We start from the raw sequence: 17,579 nt of genomic DNA on the forward strand, positions 1-17,579 counted from the left end.
GCCCGCGCGGCTCCGGGATGTGGGCATCGTCATCGACTGCGGACCGGTGGCTGCGCGCGCGTCGCTCACGGGGCAACACCGGTCATGGGAAGACCTGCGCTCTCGGCGAACCCGAGGGCGATGTTCATGCTCTGCACCGCGCCGCCGGCGGTGCCCTTGGTGAGGTTGTCGATGGCGCTGATCGCGATGATGCGACCGGCGGCCTCGTCGTGGGCGACCTGGATCTGCACGGCGTTCGATCCGTAGACGGACGCGGTCGCCGGCCACTGTCCCTCGGGCAGGAGGTGGACGAACGCCTCGTCCGCCAGCGCCTTCTCGTACGCGGCCCTCACGTCCGCGGCCGTCGTGCCCGGCTTCGCCTTGGCGGAGCAGGTGGCGAGGATGCCGCGGGCCATGGGCGCGAGCGTGGGCGTGAAGGACACGGTGACCGGCTCCCCCGCGGCCGCGCTCAGGTTCTGGATCATCTCGGGGGTGTGCCGGTGACCTCCGCCGACGCCGTACGGAGTCATGGAGCCCATCACCTCGGACCCGAGCAGATGCGGCTTGAGCGCCTTGCCGGCACCCGAGGTGCCGGACGCGGCGGTGATCACGGCCTCGGCCTCGGCGAGTCCGGCCGCGTACGCCGGAAAGAGCGCGAGCGAGACGGCGGTGGGGTAACAGCCGGGGACCGCGATGCGCTTGGACCCCTCCAGCGCGCTGCGGGCACCCGGCAGTTCGGGGAGGCCGTACGGCCAGGTACCGGCGTGCGGGGAGCCGTAGAACCGCTCCCAGTCACCCGCGTCCTTCAGCCGGAAGTCGGCGCCCATGTCGATGACGAGGACGTCGTCGCCGAGCTGCTCCGCGACCGCGGCGGATTGGCCGTGCGGCAGGGCGAGGAAGACGACGTCATGGCCCGCGAGTGCCTCGGGGGTGGTCGGCTCGAGCACCCGTCCGGCGAGCGGGAGCAGATGGGGCTGGAGACCGCCGAGCAGGCGGCCCGCGTTGGAGCCACCGGTCAGGGCGCCGATCTCGACCTGGGGGTGGGCGAGGAGCAGCCGGAGCAATTCCCCGCCCGCGTAGCCGCTGGCCCCTGCCACTGCTGCTCGTACCGTCATCGGACCTCCTCCTCGATGGCATGACTATACGCAACCATGCAGATCTATGCAATCACGCCGCCGACCGTCTCGGCGAGGCCGCTGTGACCGAGACGCTTGGTTGACGGGCGAGCGCGCCCGTGGCGGATCTTGGTCCCGTAACGCCGTTCTTGGTCCCGTAACGCCGCGTGGTGATCAGTTCCGAAGCGTGGCCCTGTTGCCGGTCGGGGGGTGCCGCTGTGGAGCTCGTCCTGGCTCAACCTGGTCGAGCGGTGGTTCGCCGCGCTCACCTGCAAGAAACTCCGGCGCAGCGTCCACGGCTCCGTCCCCGCCCTCGAACGCGACATCCGCGCCTGGATCAAGGACCGGGACACCGGCCCCCGCCCCTACGTAGGGCACAAGACCGCCGGGCAGATTCTCGACAGCCTCGCCAGTCACTGCCGCCGCATCAACGGCCCAGGACACCAGGGCCGGCGCCGCGACCTTTTACGACGCGGTCGGGGGCGTTCGTGGCGCGGGTCAGATGGTGAGAGCGGGCCAGGGGACGTCGGTCTCGACGGGGGCGGTGTAGTCGACGCCGGGGACAGAGAAGCCGTAGAGGCGGCGGACTTCGTCGCTGAACCAGTCGAGGTCGGCGAGTTCCGGGATGGTGTCACTGGTGGCGGTGCTCCAGCGTTCGGCGACGGCGTTCTGCACGGCGGGGGCAAGTTCCCAGGTGTCGAGGCGGACCCGGCCCTCGTCGTCGAGGTCGAGGGGCCGGGCGCCGGTCAGTTGGTCCCACAGCTCCACCAGTTGACCGATCGGGGCCACCATGGCGTCGCCGAGGACGCCGCGCAGCAGCCCGACGTACAGGGCGATGCCGGGGACGGCGGTGGAGGACTGGGTGACGGCAGCGGCGTTGACCGAGGTCACGGCCCGGCCGCCCACGGTCTTGCCGAGGCGCTCGTCCAACGTACGTGCGGTGGCTTCCAGATGGGACTTTGCGGCGCCGATGGTGCCCTGCCGGTAGATCGCCGCAGTGAGTGGCGAACCGATGTAGGACAGGGCGGCGGTGGCGAAGCCGTCGGCGAGCAGGGACCGGTCGGCCAGGAACGTGATCCACCGTTCCCAGTCGGTGCCGCCCATCACCGCCACGGTCTGCTCGATGTCGTCGCCCTCGGCCGGCGCGATGGTGACCTCCCTGACCTCCGGGGCACCGTACTCGTCGAAGACGAGAGTCTTGGTGGTGTACGGCGAGCCGACCGGCTTGAGGACCGAGGCATACACGGTGCCGATGTCCGGGTCGGTGCGGCGAGGCGCGGCCACCGAGTAGATCAGGAAGTCGAGCCGCCCCCCGAACCGCTCGGCGAGGAGGTCGGCAACCTGCTCCTTCATCGCGTCACCGAACGCATCGCCATTGAGGAAGACCATGTCCCGCCCGTGCTGTTGGGCGAGCCGGGCGGTGGCGGCGGTGCGATACCAGCCTGCCGTGCCGGTGCGCCGCGCGGGCGCCTTCTCGAAGCACACACCGATGCCACGGATACCGACACGGGCCAGGCCCGCGATCGTAGCGGCCAGGCCATACCCGGCGGACGAGCCGACGACCAGGGCCACCGGCCCGTCGCCCCCGGCGGTGAGGGGGGCGGGGACGGCCTGCCACATCTCGTCCACCAGCTGTCGGCAGCCGCCAGGATGGGAGTCGAGGAACAGGAAGCCCCGGCTCTTGGGCGCAATGACGCGTTCGCTCACGGTGTGGTGTCCCAGGTCTCGTCACGGGCAAGGACGCGGCGGCCGCCTCGGCCACCCCGCCCTGCAAGTCTGCGGCCGTGCGGAAGAACACGGTGATCTTGACCGGCACAACGATGTCCAGCCGGGCTTGGAGGATTCCCACTAGCTCCGGCCGGGACAGCCGACGGCACCCAAGGTCCTACCCCGCGGAACAGGACCGGACCTGCCGACCGGCAGGAAGGTCGCGGTGAACCTCTGTTCAGCGTCGGCGAGTTGCGCACGCGTCACATCAATCCGTGGCCCTACGGATGACACAAGATCGCCGACCAGATCCTCGAAAGCCTCCTCGGTGCCGGTTCAGATACCGGTCGCTCGGGCCGAGCGGGGCTGAGTGCGCAGGGCAGGCAGCCGGGCACAGTCTTCAGATTCGGCCAGGCCCTCGCCCAGGGCCAGGAGCGAAAGGAGCTGCACCGGGCTGCCGGCTGTGGCCGCAGCCTCCAGTTTGTGGTGGCCGTCGAGGAGGAAGTGCGTCAGGCCCCAGTGCTGGTAGTGGTCGGCCGGCAGGCCGACGGCGGGTTCACACACATCCAGTGTGGAGACCGCCACAGCCGTCGGGACCGTTCCCCGGCCCATGAGTTCGACGTACTCCTCGACACGCTCCCTCGCGTTCCACGCCGGGGGAACCATGGGCACGACGAACTCATAGAGGTGAGCGGAGGCGTCGACTGCGGTCTCGAAGGTCCGGTAGTACGGCGTGTGCGGGTATTCCGGGAGGCCCCAGAACTGGTCGAGCCCCCACGTGGCCACCTGCTCGCCGCTGAAGTAGTCGCCTTCCTGGCCGGGGACAACCAGACGGGGCTCCACGCGGAGCAGCACCGGAAGGTACTCGCCCTCCGGCAGCAATGTACGGAACGCATCGATCACGCCGCCGTCGTCCGGATCGGCCAGTGCGCCGGTGAGCCGCTCCTGCACGCTCTCCAGCGACAACTTCTGCCTGGCGGTCTCCAGCCGGCGGAACAGCAACGGGCACGTTCCGCACCAGAAGCTGAGTTCGAAGGTGGGTTCCCCGTCGACCACGAGCAATCTGCGCCCCGGCCCGCCCCGGGCCTCCCGCTGCTCCGCCTCGAAGCGCAGCCGCGCCTCCGGGGCCGGGACGCCGAGCCTGCGCGGCTCGCCCAATTTGATCATCACGGACCGACCGTATGGGACGCTGCGGATCGGCACCGACCACTGAGCGCGCATCTGACCGGCCGGGGGCCGACTTCGGCACTCAGTCACAAGGCCGCGAAGCTGAAGGCGGAGGTCACAGCGCCCTCTCGTTGAGCGCCTCCCGGCCCCACCCGGAAGGCGCTCAGCCCAGGACCCGCTGCAACATGACTCAGACCAGTTCGGGCTGCGGTTCGCGTCGCGGTTCCGGCAGATGCGCCGACGCGGCCTTCCGTTCCCACAGCTTGGTGGTCCGTACGTAGCCGTAGATCACCGAGGTCATCGCCAGAATGAGCAGCGGCCCGAACACCCACGGATGTCCGGCCATCTCCACCGACAGATAGCGATACGACGCCAAGAGCGCAGCGAAGACCGCGGCGCCGTAGACGACCAGTTGGATTCCCGCCCGGTCCCAGCCGCGGTCGAGCGAGCGCAGCGCCGCTTCGATCGTGAGCGTGAACACCACGCCGGCGACGATGTCCGCGCCGTAGTGGTAGCCGAAGCCCAGCGTTGCGCCGAGCGTGGCGACCAGCCAGAACGCGCCCAGGAATTGCAGAGCCCGCGGGCCCTTGCGGGAATGAATGAAGATCGCGGTGGCCCACGCCGTGTGCAGGCTGGGCATGCAGTTGCGCGGGGTGATCTCGTCGAAGGGCATCGGGCGCGGGGTACCGATCGGCGGCGGTGTGTCCGGCCACAGGTTGGCCATCGCCCACTGCCCCCCGTCGGCGCCGTAGGCGAAGACCGGTCCGACCACCGGGTAGATCATGTAAATACCCGGCCCGAGCAGGCCGATGACCAGAAAGGTGCGCACCAGATGATGGCCCGGGAAGCGGCGCTCGACCGCCACGTTGCGCAGCTGGTACAGCGCGACGATGACCGCGGCCACCGCGAGCTGAACGTAGACCCAGTCGAGAACGTGGGCGCCGACATTGCCGGTGGCCGCGACGATCCGGCCTACCATCCACGACGGGTCACCCAGCGCGTGATCGGCGGTTGCCACGTACTGGTCGAGCACCGTCGGGCGGGTCTTCGACGTGATCAGCAGCCAGGTGTAGCCGGTCTTACGGCCGGCCACCAGCAGCAGGGCCAGTCCGACGCCTTTCAGCAGCAGGGCACGGTCCCGGCCGGTGCGGCGCGTGACGGCGATGACGGCACAGGCCAGAGTCACCCACAACGCGCCGTTGCCGACCATCATCTTGGCGTCGACCGCCCACCGCACGAGCCAGAAGACGCCGTCGATGCCGATCGCGGCGCCGACCGCGATGAATCGCTGCCGCCAGGTGAGCACCACCATCATCAACGCCATACTGGCGTACAACACCGTCCCCGATTGGGGAGCGAAGATCACCTCTCGCGCCTGGGTGGTGATCGGCCCCGACACGCCGTACCGACGCGCGGCAATCTCCAGTGCAATGAGGAATCCGAGGGCCACCGCACTCACCGCGACCCACAGCATGACGCGTGGTTGACGCCACCCGGCCAACCTAATTCTGCCGCCTATTCGCGAAAACACCCGCGTTACCCTAGATGTCAATTTTTCAGCCGATTTGTCATATTTCAATGTGATCGTTGTGAGCTCGAACATGTTAGCGGAGCAGGCGGGTTTCGCCGATCACAGGTACGCCGAATTCAGCGTTCGGCTCCCTTTGCCCGCAACCACGGCGGACATGGAACGCCGCGTTGAGGGGCGTTCGCTGTGGAGGTCGGCGGCCGCCCCCGGGGCGGCGCCTCCGCACGAAGCTGCGGCTCCACGGCCGACGGACGAGCCTGGCCGCCCCAACCACGCCCGCGATGGTCCCTGTCCTCCTGCACGGTTGGAATCACGCCCGGCAGCGCTGTCTCGCGGGACGGTGACCGGCGCGTGGGGCCGGGACGTTCTGGCGGCAAATTCGTGTGCTTCGGTGGGCAGGGCCGCGTTATGGTCGCCCGCATGAACGTCAACGGCCCGAGCACCACCGCAACCGCGCGAGCGACCAGCTCGCCGGTTGCCGCCGCCTGACTTTCCCCTCTCCCCGGCGACCGGAAACGGTCCGTCGGTAGTGCCGTGGCGCCCCTGTCTTCGGTCGGACGACTGAACGGTCCCGTTCTCCGGTGCCTCCCCCGCTGTGATGCGAAGGAGTCATCCCGTGAACACGGAACAGCTCGTCAGGACGTTCGTCGAGTACTTCGAAGAACGTGACCATCGCCGGATCGTCGGCTCGACGCTGCTGCCACCACCTGGCGACCCCGTGCTCTTCACCACCTCCGGCATGCACCCCCTCACTCCGTACCTGGAGGGCCGCCCCCATCCGCTGGGCAGGCGGCTGGTCAACGTGCAGCGCTGTCTGCGCACCACGGACCTGGAGGAGATCGGCGACGCCACTCACCTGACGGTCTTCGAGATGCTCGGCACCTGGTCGCTGGGCGACTACGGAGGCCCGCTCAGTCTCGACTGGGGATACGGGCTGCTCACCGAGGGACTCGGTATCGATCCTGGCCTGCTGCACGCCACCGCCTATGCCGGCGACGACCGGACCGGACCGGACACCGCTTCGCTTCAGCTGTGGCAGGACCGCGGCGTCCCCGTTGAACTCACCGTGGAGGACAACTGGTGGTCCAACGGACCTGTCGGACCGTGCGGTCCCGACTCGGAGATCTTCTTGTGGAGCGGTGACTGCCCGCCGCGGTCGACACCCACCCGCGACGACCGGTGGGTGGAGGTGTGGAACCACGTGATGATGAGCCACCACCGGCTCGACGACGGTTCCCTCGTGCCTCTTCCCCAGCGCAACGTCGACACCGGACTCGGCCTGGAGCGGCTGGCCTCACTGCTCCAAGGCAAGTCGTCCGTATTCGAGTGCGACGTTTTCGACCCCTGGCGCCGCCTCGTGCCGACCCTGTGGCCCCTGGAAGAACCGTCGCTGCGTCTGGTCTGCGACCACCTGCGCTCGGCCGTCGTGGTGCTCGGCGACGGCGTGCGCCCGGCCAACACCGGACGGGGCTACGTGCTGCGACGCCTGGTGCGACGAGTGCTCACCGTGCTGTGGCGGGACGATCCCTCGCGTGGTGTCGAAGACCTGCCGAACGAACTGGTGCAGCACACCCTGGACCACTTCCGGCAGGACATGCGTCCAGGCGACGTGCTTCGGATGTTGCTCGAGGAGGAGCGCCGGTTCCGTCGGCTCCTGGAGCGCGGCCGCCAGGTGCTCGCCCGACCCCGGTTCCAAGGCCCGCTGACCGAGGAGGACTTCCACTACCTCCACGACACCCATGGTCTGCCACGCGACCTGGTCACGAGCCTGCGGCAGGGGTGACGACACAGGTGCAAGCGGGCTCGGCAGGACAGGCAGCCATGGAGGAGGCGCCGCCGGCTAGGGTCGCTGCAGCAGTCCCCTCTCCAGGGCCACCACCACCGCCCGCGTCCGGTCGTTCACGTCGAGCTTGGCGAACAGGCGCAGGAGATGGGTCTTGACCGTGGCCTCCGTGATGACGAGGCGTTTGCCGATCTCGGCATTGGTCAGGCCGTCGGCCACGGCGTTGAGGACGTCGGTCTCGCGTGCGGTCAGCGGCTCCTGCGCCGGGCGGCGCATGCGCGCGATCAGCTTCTCGGCCACACGGGGGGCGAGGACGGTCTCGCCGCGTGCCGCTGAGCGGATCGCGTCGGCGAGCTGTTCGCGGGTCGTGTCCTTGAGGAGATAGCCGATGGCGCCGGCCTCCACTCCGCGCTCGATGTCCTGGTCGGTGTCGTATGTCGTCAGGATCAGGACCCGGGTGTGCGGGTATCGGGCGACGATTTCGGCTGTCGTCCCCACACCGTCGAGCACCGGCATCCGCAGGTCGATGAGCGCGACATCGGGGTCGTACCGCTCGACGAGTTCGAGGGCCGCCCTGCCGTCTCCCGCCTCCCCGACGATCTCGATGCCTTCCTCACCGGCGAGCAGGGCAATCACGCCCGCCCGCATCACGGTGTGGTCGTCCACGACGACCACCCGGACTCGTCCGCCGGTCATCCTGTCACCCCCCTCCCCTTGTCGCTGTCCTCGTCGCCGTCCTTCGGCGTCTCCATGGGAAGCACCGCCAGGACCCGCGTGCCGTCGCCGACCGAGCTGGTGACCATCAGCCGGCCGCCCAGTTCCGCCAGGCGTTTGCGCATCCCGTCGAGCCCGAAACCCGTCGATTCCTCCGGGACGAGACCGGTGCCGTCGTCGGTGACCTCCAGCTCCACCCGGTACGGCCGGAGGGTCAGGATCACCCCGACCGTGGACGCGTGCGCGTGTTTGCGGACGTTGGCCAGGGACTCCTGGGTACAGCGCAGCAGCGCGATCCGGGTCTGCTGGTCGCACGCCACGTCCGCCAGGTCGGCGATCACCGTGAGCCCCGTGTCCTCCGCGAAGCGGTCGAGGATGCGGCGCAGTGTCTGCGCCACGGAGCCGGCCGCCGCCCCGCCCTGTTGCTGTGCCGAGCCCACCAGCTCCCGTGCCTCGGCGAGGTTCTCACGGGCCGTCGACTCGATCGAGCGCAGTTGCTGGGCGCTGCGTGCCGGATCGGAGGCGAGTCCCGCCCGGGCCGCCTCCGCGAGCACGACGATCGACGCGAATCCCTGCGCAAGGGTGTCGTGGATGTCCCGCGCCATCCGCTCCCGTTCGTCCGCCGCCCCCTGACGCTTGTGCGCCTCGGAGAGCTCCGCCTGAGTCCGCCCCAACTCGACGATCAGTCGGGCCCGTTCGGTGCTCTGCGCGACCACCGAGTGCGCCCACAGCCCGATCAGGACCCCCACGGCCACGACGATCAGGGTGGACACCAGCGTCTCGCTGAAGAACTCCAGTGACCAGCCCTGCCGGGACCAGCTCCCCGCCAGCGTCGCGGCGGCCGCCAGCCCCAGGAACCCCATGGAAGCCCTGGGGGTCCGCCCGAACATCCAGTAGTGCGGCAGCGTCACCATGAACAGTGCCGCATAGCTGCTGCGCAGGTACGCAAGCCCGCCGAGCGCGAGCACGAGCACGGTGAGATAGACGTGCGGCCGTACGACGGAGTGGTCGGGGAAGCGATCCAGGAGCGCGTAGCAGAGCACCACGCAGCCGAGCATCGCGAGCGCCCAGTACCTGCTCCCGCCGGGCCGGTCCATCGCGGCGAGCCCGACCGCCATCGCGGCGAACAGTACCCAGCACACCGCGTTCCATCGGCGCAGCGAAGCGGACCAGAAGACGTCGGCGGAGGGCCCGGCAAGAGCAGTCATATCGATCAACGTACGTCAACTGCCGGTTTTCCATGGGTCGCTGCTCGGCCGGGCACGGCCGAGGCACGTCGCGCCGCACGTGACGGCCACCAGGTGGCCTCGCCGAGCAGGAGCAGGGCCGACGGCAGGATCATGATCCGGACGACGAAGGCGTCGAGCAGCACGGCCGCCGCGAGGACGAAACCGATCTGCTTCATCTCGATGATGTGCAGGAAGACGAAGCTCACGAAGACGGTCGTCATCACGACCGCGGCACTGGTGACCACGCTCGCCGACCTGCGGATCCCGTCGAGCACGGCCTGCCGCGTGGGGACACCGGCGAGCGCGGCCTCCCTGATCCGGCTGACCACGAACACCTGGTAGTCCATGGAGAGTCCGAAAAGGATCACAAAGAGGAAGAGCGGGACGCGCGACCCGATCGAACCTGTGGATCGGAAGTCCAGCAGCCCCTCGGCCCAGGTCCCCTGGAAGACGAGGACGAGCAGCCCGAGCGCGGCCGCGGCCGACAGCAGGTTCAGTACGACACCGATCAGGCCGAGCACCGCTGAACGGAAGACGTACACGGTCATCACGAACGTCACGAAGAGCAACGCCCCGAGCACCAGCGGGAGTTTGCTGTTCTGGTGGGCCGGATAGTCGGCGTACCGGGCGACGTCACCGCTGACGCCGTACTCCGCGCCCTCGATCGGGCCGACGGTGGTCGGCAGGTAGTCGTTGCGCAGGTGGTCGAGGGAGTCGTAGGCCTGAGGGGAGTTGCCGAGATGCGGCACCTTCAGCCGCAGGACGCTGGTCCGGTGGTCGGCCGATGTCGTGATCCGCGAGCCGTCGGCGAAAAGCGGGTCGCTGTCGGCGAGTTCGGCGAGCCTGCGCAGTGCCCCGTCGACCTCTTGGACGCGCGAGGCGTCGGCGCGTACGACGATGTCGTGCGTGACCCGTTGCTCAGGGAAGGCCTTGTTGAGGCGGTCGTACACCTGCATCGCACGGATCTCGCGGGAGTGTGTGTCCCGGCTCATCTCCGTGATCTTCAGCCCGGCCAGCGGAAGGGCGAGGGCGAGCAGGGCGAGGACCGAGACGCAGAGCGTGGCGAGGGGATGCCCGGCGGCGGGCCGCAGCAGCGCCGTCCAGATGCGGCCGCCACCCTCGCCGCGTGTCCACCGGGCCGGTTTCCCGCGCTCCGCCCGGCGCCGTGCCTTGCGTTCCGCCCGCTTACCGAGCACGGCCAGCAGTGCGGGCAGCGCCGTCAGGGAGCTGGCCACGGCGACCAGGACGACCACGACGGTGCCGGTGGCGAGCGAGGAGAAGATCACGTCGGAGGCCAGATACAGCGTCGCGGTAGAGGCGACGACCGCCAGCCCCGACACCACGACCGCACGGCCCGACGTGGCCGCCGCCAGCTCCACCAGCGCCTCGGTGCTCAGCCGGCCGCCGCTGCGGGCCCGCTCCTCGCGTTCCCGTTTGAGGTAGAAGAGTGTGTAGTCGACGCCGACCGCGAGACCGATCATCAGGATGACGTTCGTGCCGACCCCGGCGTCGGGGGAGAGATGCGAGGCCACCATCGACAGGCCGATCGCCGCCGCAATCGACGACAGCGCGAGCAGCAGCGGCACTGTGGCCATGACGACCGAACCGAAGACGACCAGCAGCGTGACCAGCGTGACCGGAAGCGTGATCTTCTCGGACAGCGCCAGGTCCTCGCCGCGCTGCTGTTCGACCCCCTTGCTGATGGAAGGGCTTCCGGTCTCCTCGAGCAGTAGCCGGGGGTGGGACTTCTGGACGGCCTCGGTCTGTGCGACCAGTGCGTCGACCTTGTCCTTCGCGTCCCGCTCCTCGCCCTTCAGCGCCACCTCGACCATGACGATCCGGCCGTCGCCCGACCACAGCGGGGCGGCCACGCCGGCAACCTCGGGCAGTGCCTTCATCCGGGCCGTGAGGTCCCGCGCGGCCGCTTCGGCGGCCTGCTTGTCGAGGGCGCCCGACCGGGCGGAGATCAGCACCTGCTCGGTGGAGCGGCGCTCCAGACGCCCCTCGGCCGCCATGGCCTCGGCCCGGCCTGCCTCGCCGACGCGGTAGTCCGCCGTCTTGGCGCTGCTGGTGCCGACGGCTCCACCGACGACCAGGCACAGCATCACGAACACAAGCCATCCGGCGACCGCCCGCCAGGGGTGCCGCGCACTCCGGCGCGCCATACGTACAGTGAGTGAGTTCATGCCCAAAAGTCTTGTTGAGCAGGGCAGTTGGCGGACAGAGGTGTCAGGTTGAACCTGCCGTCCACCGATCGGTGGACCCGGGGGTGGGGAAACCCCCCGCAGGCGGCCGGCCGGGCGGTGTCAGCCGCGTTCATTCGACCGGGTCGGCAGACGCCGGTCGCGGGCGGTCCCGGGCCGGTCGACGTACAGGTCGCGGGCGGCGTCGTTGAGGGAGGTGTAGCGGGTCATGTCCTGTTCGTCGGCCGACAGGGCGTCGGAGGCGCCGGAGGACGCGGTGCTGCTCACGTCGCCGAGAAGGTGCTGCCCACCGTCCCGGGGTGGGCTGCCGACAGGTGACGGCCGCCGGCAGCGCCCTGGCGTGTGCGCCGGGGTCGGGGCGCAAGGGCATCGCCTGCTCCGTCGCCTCCATCGTCACCCGGCCCCGCACGCCGCGATCGACGAGATCAGCCCAGGCGCATCGAGCCCCGCACCGGGGGCGGCAGCGGCCGACCGGGGCGGCGTCCGCTGCCGTGCGATGCTGGTGCACGTGACACTTGAGGACCTCGTCAGGCTGCGCCGCGCTCGGGACGTGATGGACCGCGACTACGCGCGGCCGCTGGACGTTCCGGCGCTGGCCGCCGTCGCCCTCATGTCGGCCGGGCACTTCTCCCGCAGCTTCCGCGCCGCTTTCGGTGAGACGCCCTACAGCTACCTGATGACCCGCCGTGTCGAGCGGGCCAAGGCGCTGTTGCGGCGGGGCGACCTGAGCGTGACGGAGGTCTGCTTCGCCGTCGGATGTACCTCACTGGGGTCGTTCAGCTCGCGCTTCACCGAGTTGGTCGGCGAGAGCCCGAGCGCGTACCGGGCCCGCCGCCACGAGGCGGGCGCCGCGATCCCGGCGTGCATGGCCAAGATCCTCACGCGACCGCCCAGGAGCGGCGAACCGGTCAGGATCGGAGAAGCGGAATCCGCCGCCGCCTCGTAGCGTCGAAGCCATGAACATCAAGCTCTCACAGTGCTTCATCGCAGTCGACGACCATGACAAGGCGCTCACCTTCTACCGCGACGCCCTCGGCCTGGAGGTGCGCAACGACGTCGCGTTCGAGGGGATGCGCTGGTTGACCCTCGGGGCGCCCGCGCAGCCGGACGTGGAGATCGTCCTCGAACCGCCGCTCGCCGACCCCAACGCCTCGCCGGCCGACAGGCAGGCGATGGCGGAACTGCTGGCCAAAGGCATGCTGCGCGGTGTGATCTTCTCCACCGACGACTGCGACGCCACCTTCGAACAGATCCGGGCCGCCGGCGGCGAAGTCCTCCAGGAGCCGGTCGACCAGCCCTACGGCGTCCGCGACTGCGCCTTCCGCGACCCGGCCGGCAACATGCTCCGCTTCACCCAGCCCCGTACGCGCTGACCCCTCATCGAAGGTCCGGTTCGCCTGCGCCTGCGACAGTGCCCGGCCGATGACTGCGGAGCCTGCAACTCAGCGGCGGGCGCAGGCGATCCGGCTCCTTGACCCGCATGCGTGATGGTGCGTCCCCGTCCGGCGGGACTCGCCAACGGAAGCGTTCAGCCCGCGCCGCCGGCGTGCGGCAGTGGCGCAAGCGGGTCGGAGCCATCCACACATGGGAACTCATGCTCGATTTCCTGCGCATCGACGTGCGCCCGTGACGGTGGCGGCCGACCCTGAACACAAGGGGTCCCGCTGAGCAGCGCCCGGCTCGCACTCCTGGCCGGCGCATGAGCTCGGACCGAACTGGAAGGTGCACGTCGCAATGAAGACACCCCCGATCGTTTCGCTGCAGGACTGGGAGGCCGCGCGCGAGCAGCTGCTTGTGGAAGAGAAGGAGTTGACCCGCGCCCGTGACGCACTGGCCGCCAAGCGACGGCGGATGCCGTGGCTGGCGGTGGAGAAGGCGTACGAGTTCGACGGACCCGAGGGCAGGGCGAGCCTGCTCGACCTGTTCGAGGGGCGCCGTCAGCTGATCGTCTACCGCGCCTTCTTCGAGCCCGGGGTGTTCGGCTGGCCTGACCACGCTTGCCGCGGCTGCTCCATGGTCGCTGACCACGTCGGCCACCTTGCCCATATGAACGCCCGCGACACCACGCTCGCCTTCGTCTCGCGCGCGGCGCAGCCGGACATCGGGCGCGTGAAGGCGCGGATGGGCTGGTCGATGCCCTGGTACACGATCACCGACGAGTTCGACACCGACTTCGGCGTGGACGAGTGGCACGGCACGAACGCGTTCGTCCGCGAGGGCGACAGAGTGTTCCGCACCTACTTCATCAACGCCCGCGGCGACGAGGCGCTGGGGAGCACCTGGAGCTACCTCGACATGACTGCGCTCGGGCGGCAGGAGACATGGGAGGACTCGCCCGAGCAGTATCCCCAGACCCCGCCGTACGAATGGTGGAACTGGCACGACGAATACGGCGACGCCGAGCCGGCGGAGGAGTGGCGTGCCCAGACTCGCCGAGGCCCACGGGGCCGGAGTGACTGAGCCCTGCATCCGGCGGCCGAGCGGTCCGGTCGGCTGTGGAGGACTCACCCGGGTCGCGGCGGGCCAGGGACCGCAGGGCCCGGCGTTCTGCGGCCCATGGGGGGGCACGGGTGGGCTCAGCCGGAACCGCATGTGCCACCTCGCTGCACGCCGGTGGCCACCGTGACACCACGACGGACCGGGCCGACACTGCCGACGCAGCACCGCCGACCGCCGAGCTGACCTTGATGACGCCTACGGCGACGGCAACGGCCGACGGCTCGGCGGTGGGCGGGGGTGTGTTCTCGCTGCCGCGGAGCTTCGCCCAGGAGACAGGTGTCGCCGGGGCCGCGGGCGGGGGCGGCAGGCACTGCATGACCCACCCCCTGATCCGTGAGCCGGTGGCGTTCTGAGCGAATTCCGTCTCTGCTGTCGATCCGGCGGGAAGCCGTTCGTGTAGAGAGTGAGACAGGGGCGGGCCGGATGCCACCCCGCGGAGGAGGAGCGTCATGCAGCAGTATCTGCTCAGCATCTACCAGCCCGACGGCGAGCCGCCGGGGCCCGAGGTGCTGGATCCGATCATGCGCGATGTCGAGGCCCTGAAAGCGGAGCTCAAGGAGGCGGGGGCCTGGGTGTTCTCGGGCGGACTCCATGCGCCGAGCACGGCCACCGTGCTGCGGCTGAAGGGTGAGGAGGTGCTCACCACCGACGGCCCGTATGTCGAGGGCAAGGAGCACCTCGGCGGTTTCACCGTCATCCAGGCCCCCGATCTCGACGCGGCGCTGGAGTGGGGGCGCAAGCTCGCCCGGGCGATCACGCTCCCGATCGAGGTGAGGCCGCTGCAGCACGACCACGTCTGATGCCGTCCGGCCTGCCCGAGATGCCCGCAGCTGCGGTCGAGCGTGTCTTCCGCGAGGAGTACGGTCGCGCGGTCGCCGTCCTGGTCCGGGTCTTCGGTGACATCGACATCGCCGAGGAGGCGGTCCAGGACGCGTTCGCCACGGCCCTCGAACGCTGGCCCACGACCGGGCTGCCGCCGAGCCCCGCGGGATGGATCATCACCACCGGGCGCAACCGGGCGATCGACCGCCTTCGCCGGGAGGCGTCCCGCGCCGACCGGCACGCCCAGGCCGCCCTGCTGCATGCCCACGACCACGACGGCGAGGAGGAGGGGCCGGTGCGCGACGAACGGCTGCGTCTGATCTTCACCTGCTGCCACCCGGCGCTCGCCCCGGCCGCCCAGGTCGCCCTGACCCTGCGGCTGCTCGGCGGTCTCACCACCGCCGAGATCGCCCGGGCGTTCCTGGTCGCCGAGCCCGCCATGGCCCAGCGTCTGGTCCGCGCCAAGGGCAAGATCCGGGATGCGCGGATCCCCTACCGGGTGCCCGGCGAGGCCGAACTGCCCGACCGGCTGCCCGCCGTGCTCGCCGTGGTCTACCTGATCTTCAACGAGGGGTACGCGGCGGGCTCGGGCGACCGGCTCGTACGCGAGGACCTGTGCGTGGAAGCGGTACGCCTCGGGCGGCTGCTGGCCGCCCTGATGCCCGACGAGCCGGAGGTGACCGGTCTGCTCGCACTGATGCTGCTCACCGAGTCCCGCCGCGCGGCGCGGACGGGCCCGGGCGGCGAACTGGTGCTGTTGGCCGACCAGGACCGGGGCCGGTGGGATGCCGCTCTGATCGCCGAGGGGCACACGCTGGTACGGCGGTGCCTGCGCCGCGGGTGCCCGGGGCCGTACCAGATCCAGGCGGCGATCAGTGCCGTGCACAGCGAAGCCTCGGCGGTCGCGGAGACGGACTGGGGGCAGATCCTGCGGCTGTACGACCAACTGGCGTCGATCGCGCCCAGCCCGGTCGTGGCGCTCAACCGCGCCGTCGCGGTGGCCGAGGTCGAGGGCCCGGCCACCGCGCTCGGCCTGGTCGACGGTCTCGGCTCCGCGCTCGACGGCTTCCATGTCTTCCATGCGGTCCGCGCCGATCTGCTGGTGCGCCTGGGCCGCAGGGCGGAGGCGACGACGGAGTACGACGCGGCGATCGGGTGCGCGGGGAACGCGGAGGAGATTGCCTTCCTGCGCCGCAGGCGGGACGGGCTGCGGGAAGCACCGTAGCCCAGGAAAGGCCTCCAGGATTGCCAACAGCCTGGTGAGGAGGCCGGGTTACCCTGTCGCGCATGTCTGTTTCCCTCAGCACGGCCGCCCGCCGGCTGCTCGATGCGCCGAACCCCGCGGTGCTGGCCACCGTCCTCCCTGACGGGAGCCCTCAGACCTCCGTGGTCTGGATCGCCAGGGACGGCGACGCCCTGGTCATCTCCTCCGAGGCGGGCCGCCGCAAGGACCGGAACATCGCGGCCGACCCACGGGTGAGCGTGACCGTGTACGACCTCGAGGACCCGCTGCAGTACGTGGAGGTGCGCGGCACCGCAACGATCACCGAGGACGCGGGACGCGAGCTCGCGGTCCGGCTGGCGGAGCAGTACGAGGGCCCGGGTGCGGGCGCGGAGTACCTGGAGCTGCCGCCGGAGGTCGTACGGATCGTCATCCGCATCACGCCCGAGCGGGTGGTGGGAACGGCCGCGTGATGCCGCGCGGCCGGGGCGTCACGCCGTCGCCTCCAGGCGCAGGCTCCAGTGACCGGAGAGGCCCGTGAGGGTCACGGTCGACAGCGGGCGCACGTCCACCGCCCAGTAGGTGGCCGGCGGCAGCCTCAGGGCGTACACCAGGGCCGCTCGGACGACCGCCGGTTCGGTCACGGCGACGATGGTGCCGCCGTCGTCGGCGGGGCGGGTGTCCAGCCAGCTCCCTATGCGTCCGATGAACGCGAGCAGCGGCTCGCCGCCGTGCGGCGCCGAGCGCGGGTCGGCGAACCACGCGTCGACGGCGGCAGGCTCGCGGGCGGTCACCTCGGAGAGCGTGAACCCGCGCCAGCGGCCCATGTCGCAGTCCCGCAGCGCGGGCTGGGCCATGGGAAAGAGGCCGAGCGCCTCGCCGGTCGCCCGGCTGCGGGGGGTCGGCGAGCAGTACCGCAGCTCGGCGGCGCTCAGCGGCACAAGGGCGTGCGCGGCGAGCCGCACCTCCTGCCAGCCCACCAGGTCCAGTGGACGGTCGTCGTCGAACCGCTCGGCGAGCAGCGAAGAGCTGCGCGCGGCGGCGACCAACGTGACCCTCACACTCATGGCGTGATGGTGAACGGGAACGCCGCGCAGGTCAAGAGTCACTTGAAGGCGATCTGCAGCCAGTTCCCGGGGTTGCCGACCACCTGGAATCCGACCTTCTCGTACACACCGTGAGCGTCGTCGGTGGTGAGCAGGATCCGGTTCAGCCCGAGCGGCGCGAGATGGTCACGCACCGCGGCGACGAGGGCGGTGCCCAGGCCCGTCCCGCGGGCGGACGGGTCGACGTAGACGTCGCAGAGGTAGGCGAAGGTGGCCCCGTCCGTGATGACGCGCGCGTAGGCGACCTGCTCGCCCGAAGCTGTTTCGTACGCGCCGAAGTTGAGCGATCCGGCGATGGCGAGGTCCTGCCGCTCCCGGCTGCGGCCGAGTGCCCAGTAGGCATCGCTCGAGAGCCAGTGGTGCACCCGGGCCGCGTCGAGGCGGCCCGGGTCGGCGGAGATCGTGTAAGGGCCATGGGTCGTCTCACTCATGGCGCGACAATCGCATGACCGGTCGCCGGCTGTCACGCTCAATGATCCCGGCCGGGGGCAGGCGGCGGCCGTC

Annotated in this window: 17 protein-coding genes and 1 pseudogene; 8 read left to right on the top strand and 10 right to left on the bottom strand. The window is 70.3% G+C overall.

Annotated elements, in window-relative coordinates:
* Window positions 1-65 precede the first annotated feature (65 nt).
* The 4 genes from argC to ABZ208_RS20735 form a co-directional block, all read right to left on the bottom strand.
* On the bottom strand, window positions 66-1,094 hold the full coding sequence (gene argC / locus ABZ208_RS20720) for an N-acetyl-gamma-glutamyl-phosphate reductase (RefSeq protein ID WP_356910926.1): 1,029 nt from the start codon (window positions 1,092-1,094) through the stop codon (window positions 66-68).
* Between the two features lie 498 nt (window positions 1,095-1,592).
* Window positions 1,593-2,801, bottom strand: a complete 1,209-nt coding sequence (fabV, locus tag ABZ208_RS20725; protein WP_356910927.1) for an enoyl-[acyl-carrier-protein] reductase FabV — start codon at window positions 2,799-2,801, stop codon at window positions 1,593-1,595.
* Between the two features lie 336 nt (window positions 2,802-3,137).
* Window positions 3,138-3,968 (bottom strand): hypothetical protein, encoded by an 831-nt coding sequence (locus ABZ208_RS20730; protein ID WP_356911003.1) that lies wholly within the window; start codon window positions 3,966-3,968, stop codon window positions 3,138-3,140.
* Between the two features lie 190 nt (window positions 3,969-4,158).
* Window positions 4,159-5,442 (bottom strand): phosphatase PAP2 family protein, encoded by a 1,284-nt coding sequence (locus ABZ208_RS20735; RefSeq protein WP_356910928.1) that lies wholly within the window; start codon window positions 5,440-5,442, stop codon window positions 4,159-4,161.
* Between the two features lie 670 nt (window positions 5,443-6,112).
* On the opposite strand from ABZ208_RS20735, the gene ABZ208_RS20740 reads away from it, so the two are divergent.
* A complete protein-coding gene (locus tag ABZ208_RS20740) occupies window positions 6,113-7,279 on the top strand; it encodes an alanine--tRNA ligase-related protein (RefSeq protein ID WP_356910929.1) in 1,167 nt (388 codons plus the stop codon).
* Window positions 7,280-7,336: 57 nt separating this feature from the next.
* Here the strand turns inward: ABZ208_RS20740 and ABZ208_RS20745 are convergent, their stop codons facing one another.
* The 4 genes from ABZ208_RS20745 to ABZ208_RS20760 form a co-directional block, all read right to left on the bottom strand.
* Entirely contained in the window at window positions 7,337-7,975 is a 639-nt protein-coding gene (locus ABZ208_RS20745) for a response regulator transcription factor (protein WP_356910930.1), read from the bottom strand.
* Window positions 7,972-9,201, bottom strand: coding sequence for a sensor histidine kinase (locus ABZ208_RS20750; RefSeq protein ID WP_356910931.1), 1,230 nt, complete (start codon window positions 9,199-9,201; stop codon window positions 7,972-7,974). The genes ABZ208_RS20745 and ABZ208_RS20750 overlap by 4 nt, the downstream gene beginning before the upstream one ends.
* 5 nt (window positions 9,202-9,206) lie before the next feature.
* Window positions 9,207-11,408: an MMPL family transporter gene (locus ABZ208_RS20755; protein ID WP_356910932.1), complete on the bottom strand. Its 2,202-nt coding sequence runs from the start codon at window positions 11,406-11,408 to the stop codon at window positions 9,207-9,209.
* 120 nt (window positions 11,409-11,528) lie between these two features.
* The gene (locus tag ABZ208_RS20760) at window positions 11,529-11,693 is read right to left on the bottom strand and encodes a hypothetical protein (protein WP_356910933.1); all 165 of its coding nucleotides are present in this window, start codon (window positions 11,691-11,693) and stop codon (window positions 11,529-11,531) included.
* 229 nt (window positions 11,694-11,922) lie between these two features.
* Between ABZ208_RS20760 and ABZ208_RS20765 the strand changes: the two genes are divergently transcribed.
* The 7 genes and pseudogenes from ABZ208_RS20765 to ABZ208_RS20795 all read left to right on the top strand — a co-directional run bounded on the left by ABZ208_RS20765 (window position 11,923) and on the right by ABZ208_RS20795 (window position 16,442).
* Window positions 11,923-12,372, top strand: coding sequence for a helix-turn-helix transcriptional regulator (locus tag ABZ208_RS20765; RefSeq protein ID WP_356910934.1), 450 nt, complete (start codon window positions 11,923-11,925; stop codon window positions 12,370-12,372).
* Window positions 12,373-12,382: 10 nt separating this feature from the next.
* Window positions 12,383-12,799, top strand: a complete 417-nt coding sequence (locus ABZ208_RS20770; protein ID WP_328402671.1) for a VOC family protein — start codon at window positions 12,383-12,385, stop codon at window positions 12,797-12,799.
* Between the two features lie 361 nt (window positions 12,800-13,160).
* Window positions 13,161-13,886 carry a DUF899 domain-containing protein gene (locus ABZ208_RS20775; RefSeq protein WP_356910935.1) on the top strand — a complete coding sequence of 242 codons (726 nt, stop codon included), beginning with the start codon at window positions 13,161-13,163 and terminating at the stop codon, window positions 13,884-13,886.
* Between the two features lie 143 nt (window positions 13,887-14,029).
* Window positions 14,030-14,215 (top strand): annotated as a pseudogene (locus ABZ208_RS20780) (hypothetical protein); the annotation flags it as partial.
* A gap of 159 nt (window positions 14,216-14,374) precedes the next feature.
* The gene (locus tag ABZ208_RS20785; RefSeq protein ID WP_356910936.1) at window positions 14,375-14,725 is read left to right on the top strand and encodes a YciI family protein; all 351 of its coding nucleotides are present in this window, start codon (window positions 14,375-14,377) and stop codon (window positions 14,723-14,725) included.
* A complete protein-coding gene (locus tag ABZ208_RS20790) occupies window positions 14,725-15,972 on the top strand; it encodes an RNA polymerase sigma factor (RefSeq protein WP_356910937.1) in 1,248 nt (415 codons plus the stop codon). Before ABZ208_RS20785 ends, ABZ208_RS20790 begins: the two co-directional genes overlap by 1 nt.
* A gap of 62 nt (window positions 15,973-16,034) precedes the next feature.
* Window positions 16,035-16,442 carry a PPOX class F420-dependent oxidoreductase gene (locus tag ABZ208_RS20795; protein ID WP_356910938.1) on the top strand — a complete coding sequence of 136 codons (408 nt, stop codon included), beginning with the start codon at window positions 16,035-16,037 and terminating at the stop codon, window positions 16,440-16,442.
* An 18-nt stretch (window positions 16,443-16,460) separates the two neighbouring features.
* Here the strand turns inward: ABZ208_RS20795 and ABZ208_RS20800 are convergent, their stop codons facing one another.
* Entirely contained in the window at window positions 16,461-17,036 is a 576-nt protein-coding gene (locus ABZ208_RS20800; protein ID WP_356910939.1) for a histidine phosphatase family protein, read from the bottom strand.
* 38 nt (window positions 17,037-17,074) lie between these two features.
* Window positions 17,075-17,506 (bottom strand): GNAT family N-acetyltransferase, encoded by a 432-nt coding sequence (locus ABZ208_RS20805; protein WP_356910940.1) that lies wholly within the window; start codon window positions 17,504-17,506, stop codon window positions 17,075-17,077.
* Between the last annotated feature and the right edge of the window lie 73 nt (window positions 17,507-17,579).

Source organism: Streptomyces sp. NPDC006208 (assembly GCF_040613775.1).
Taxonomy (GTDB): domain Bacteria; phylum Actinomycetota; class Actinomycetes; order Streptomycetales; family Streptomycetaceae; genus Streptomyces.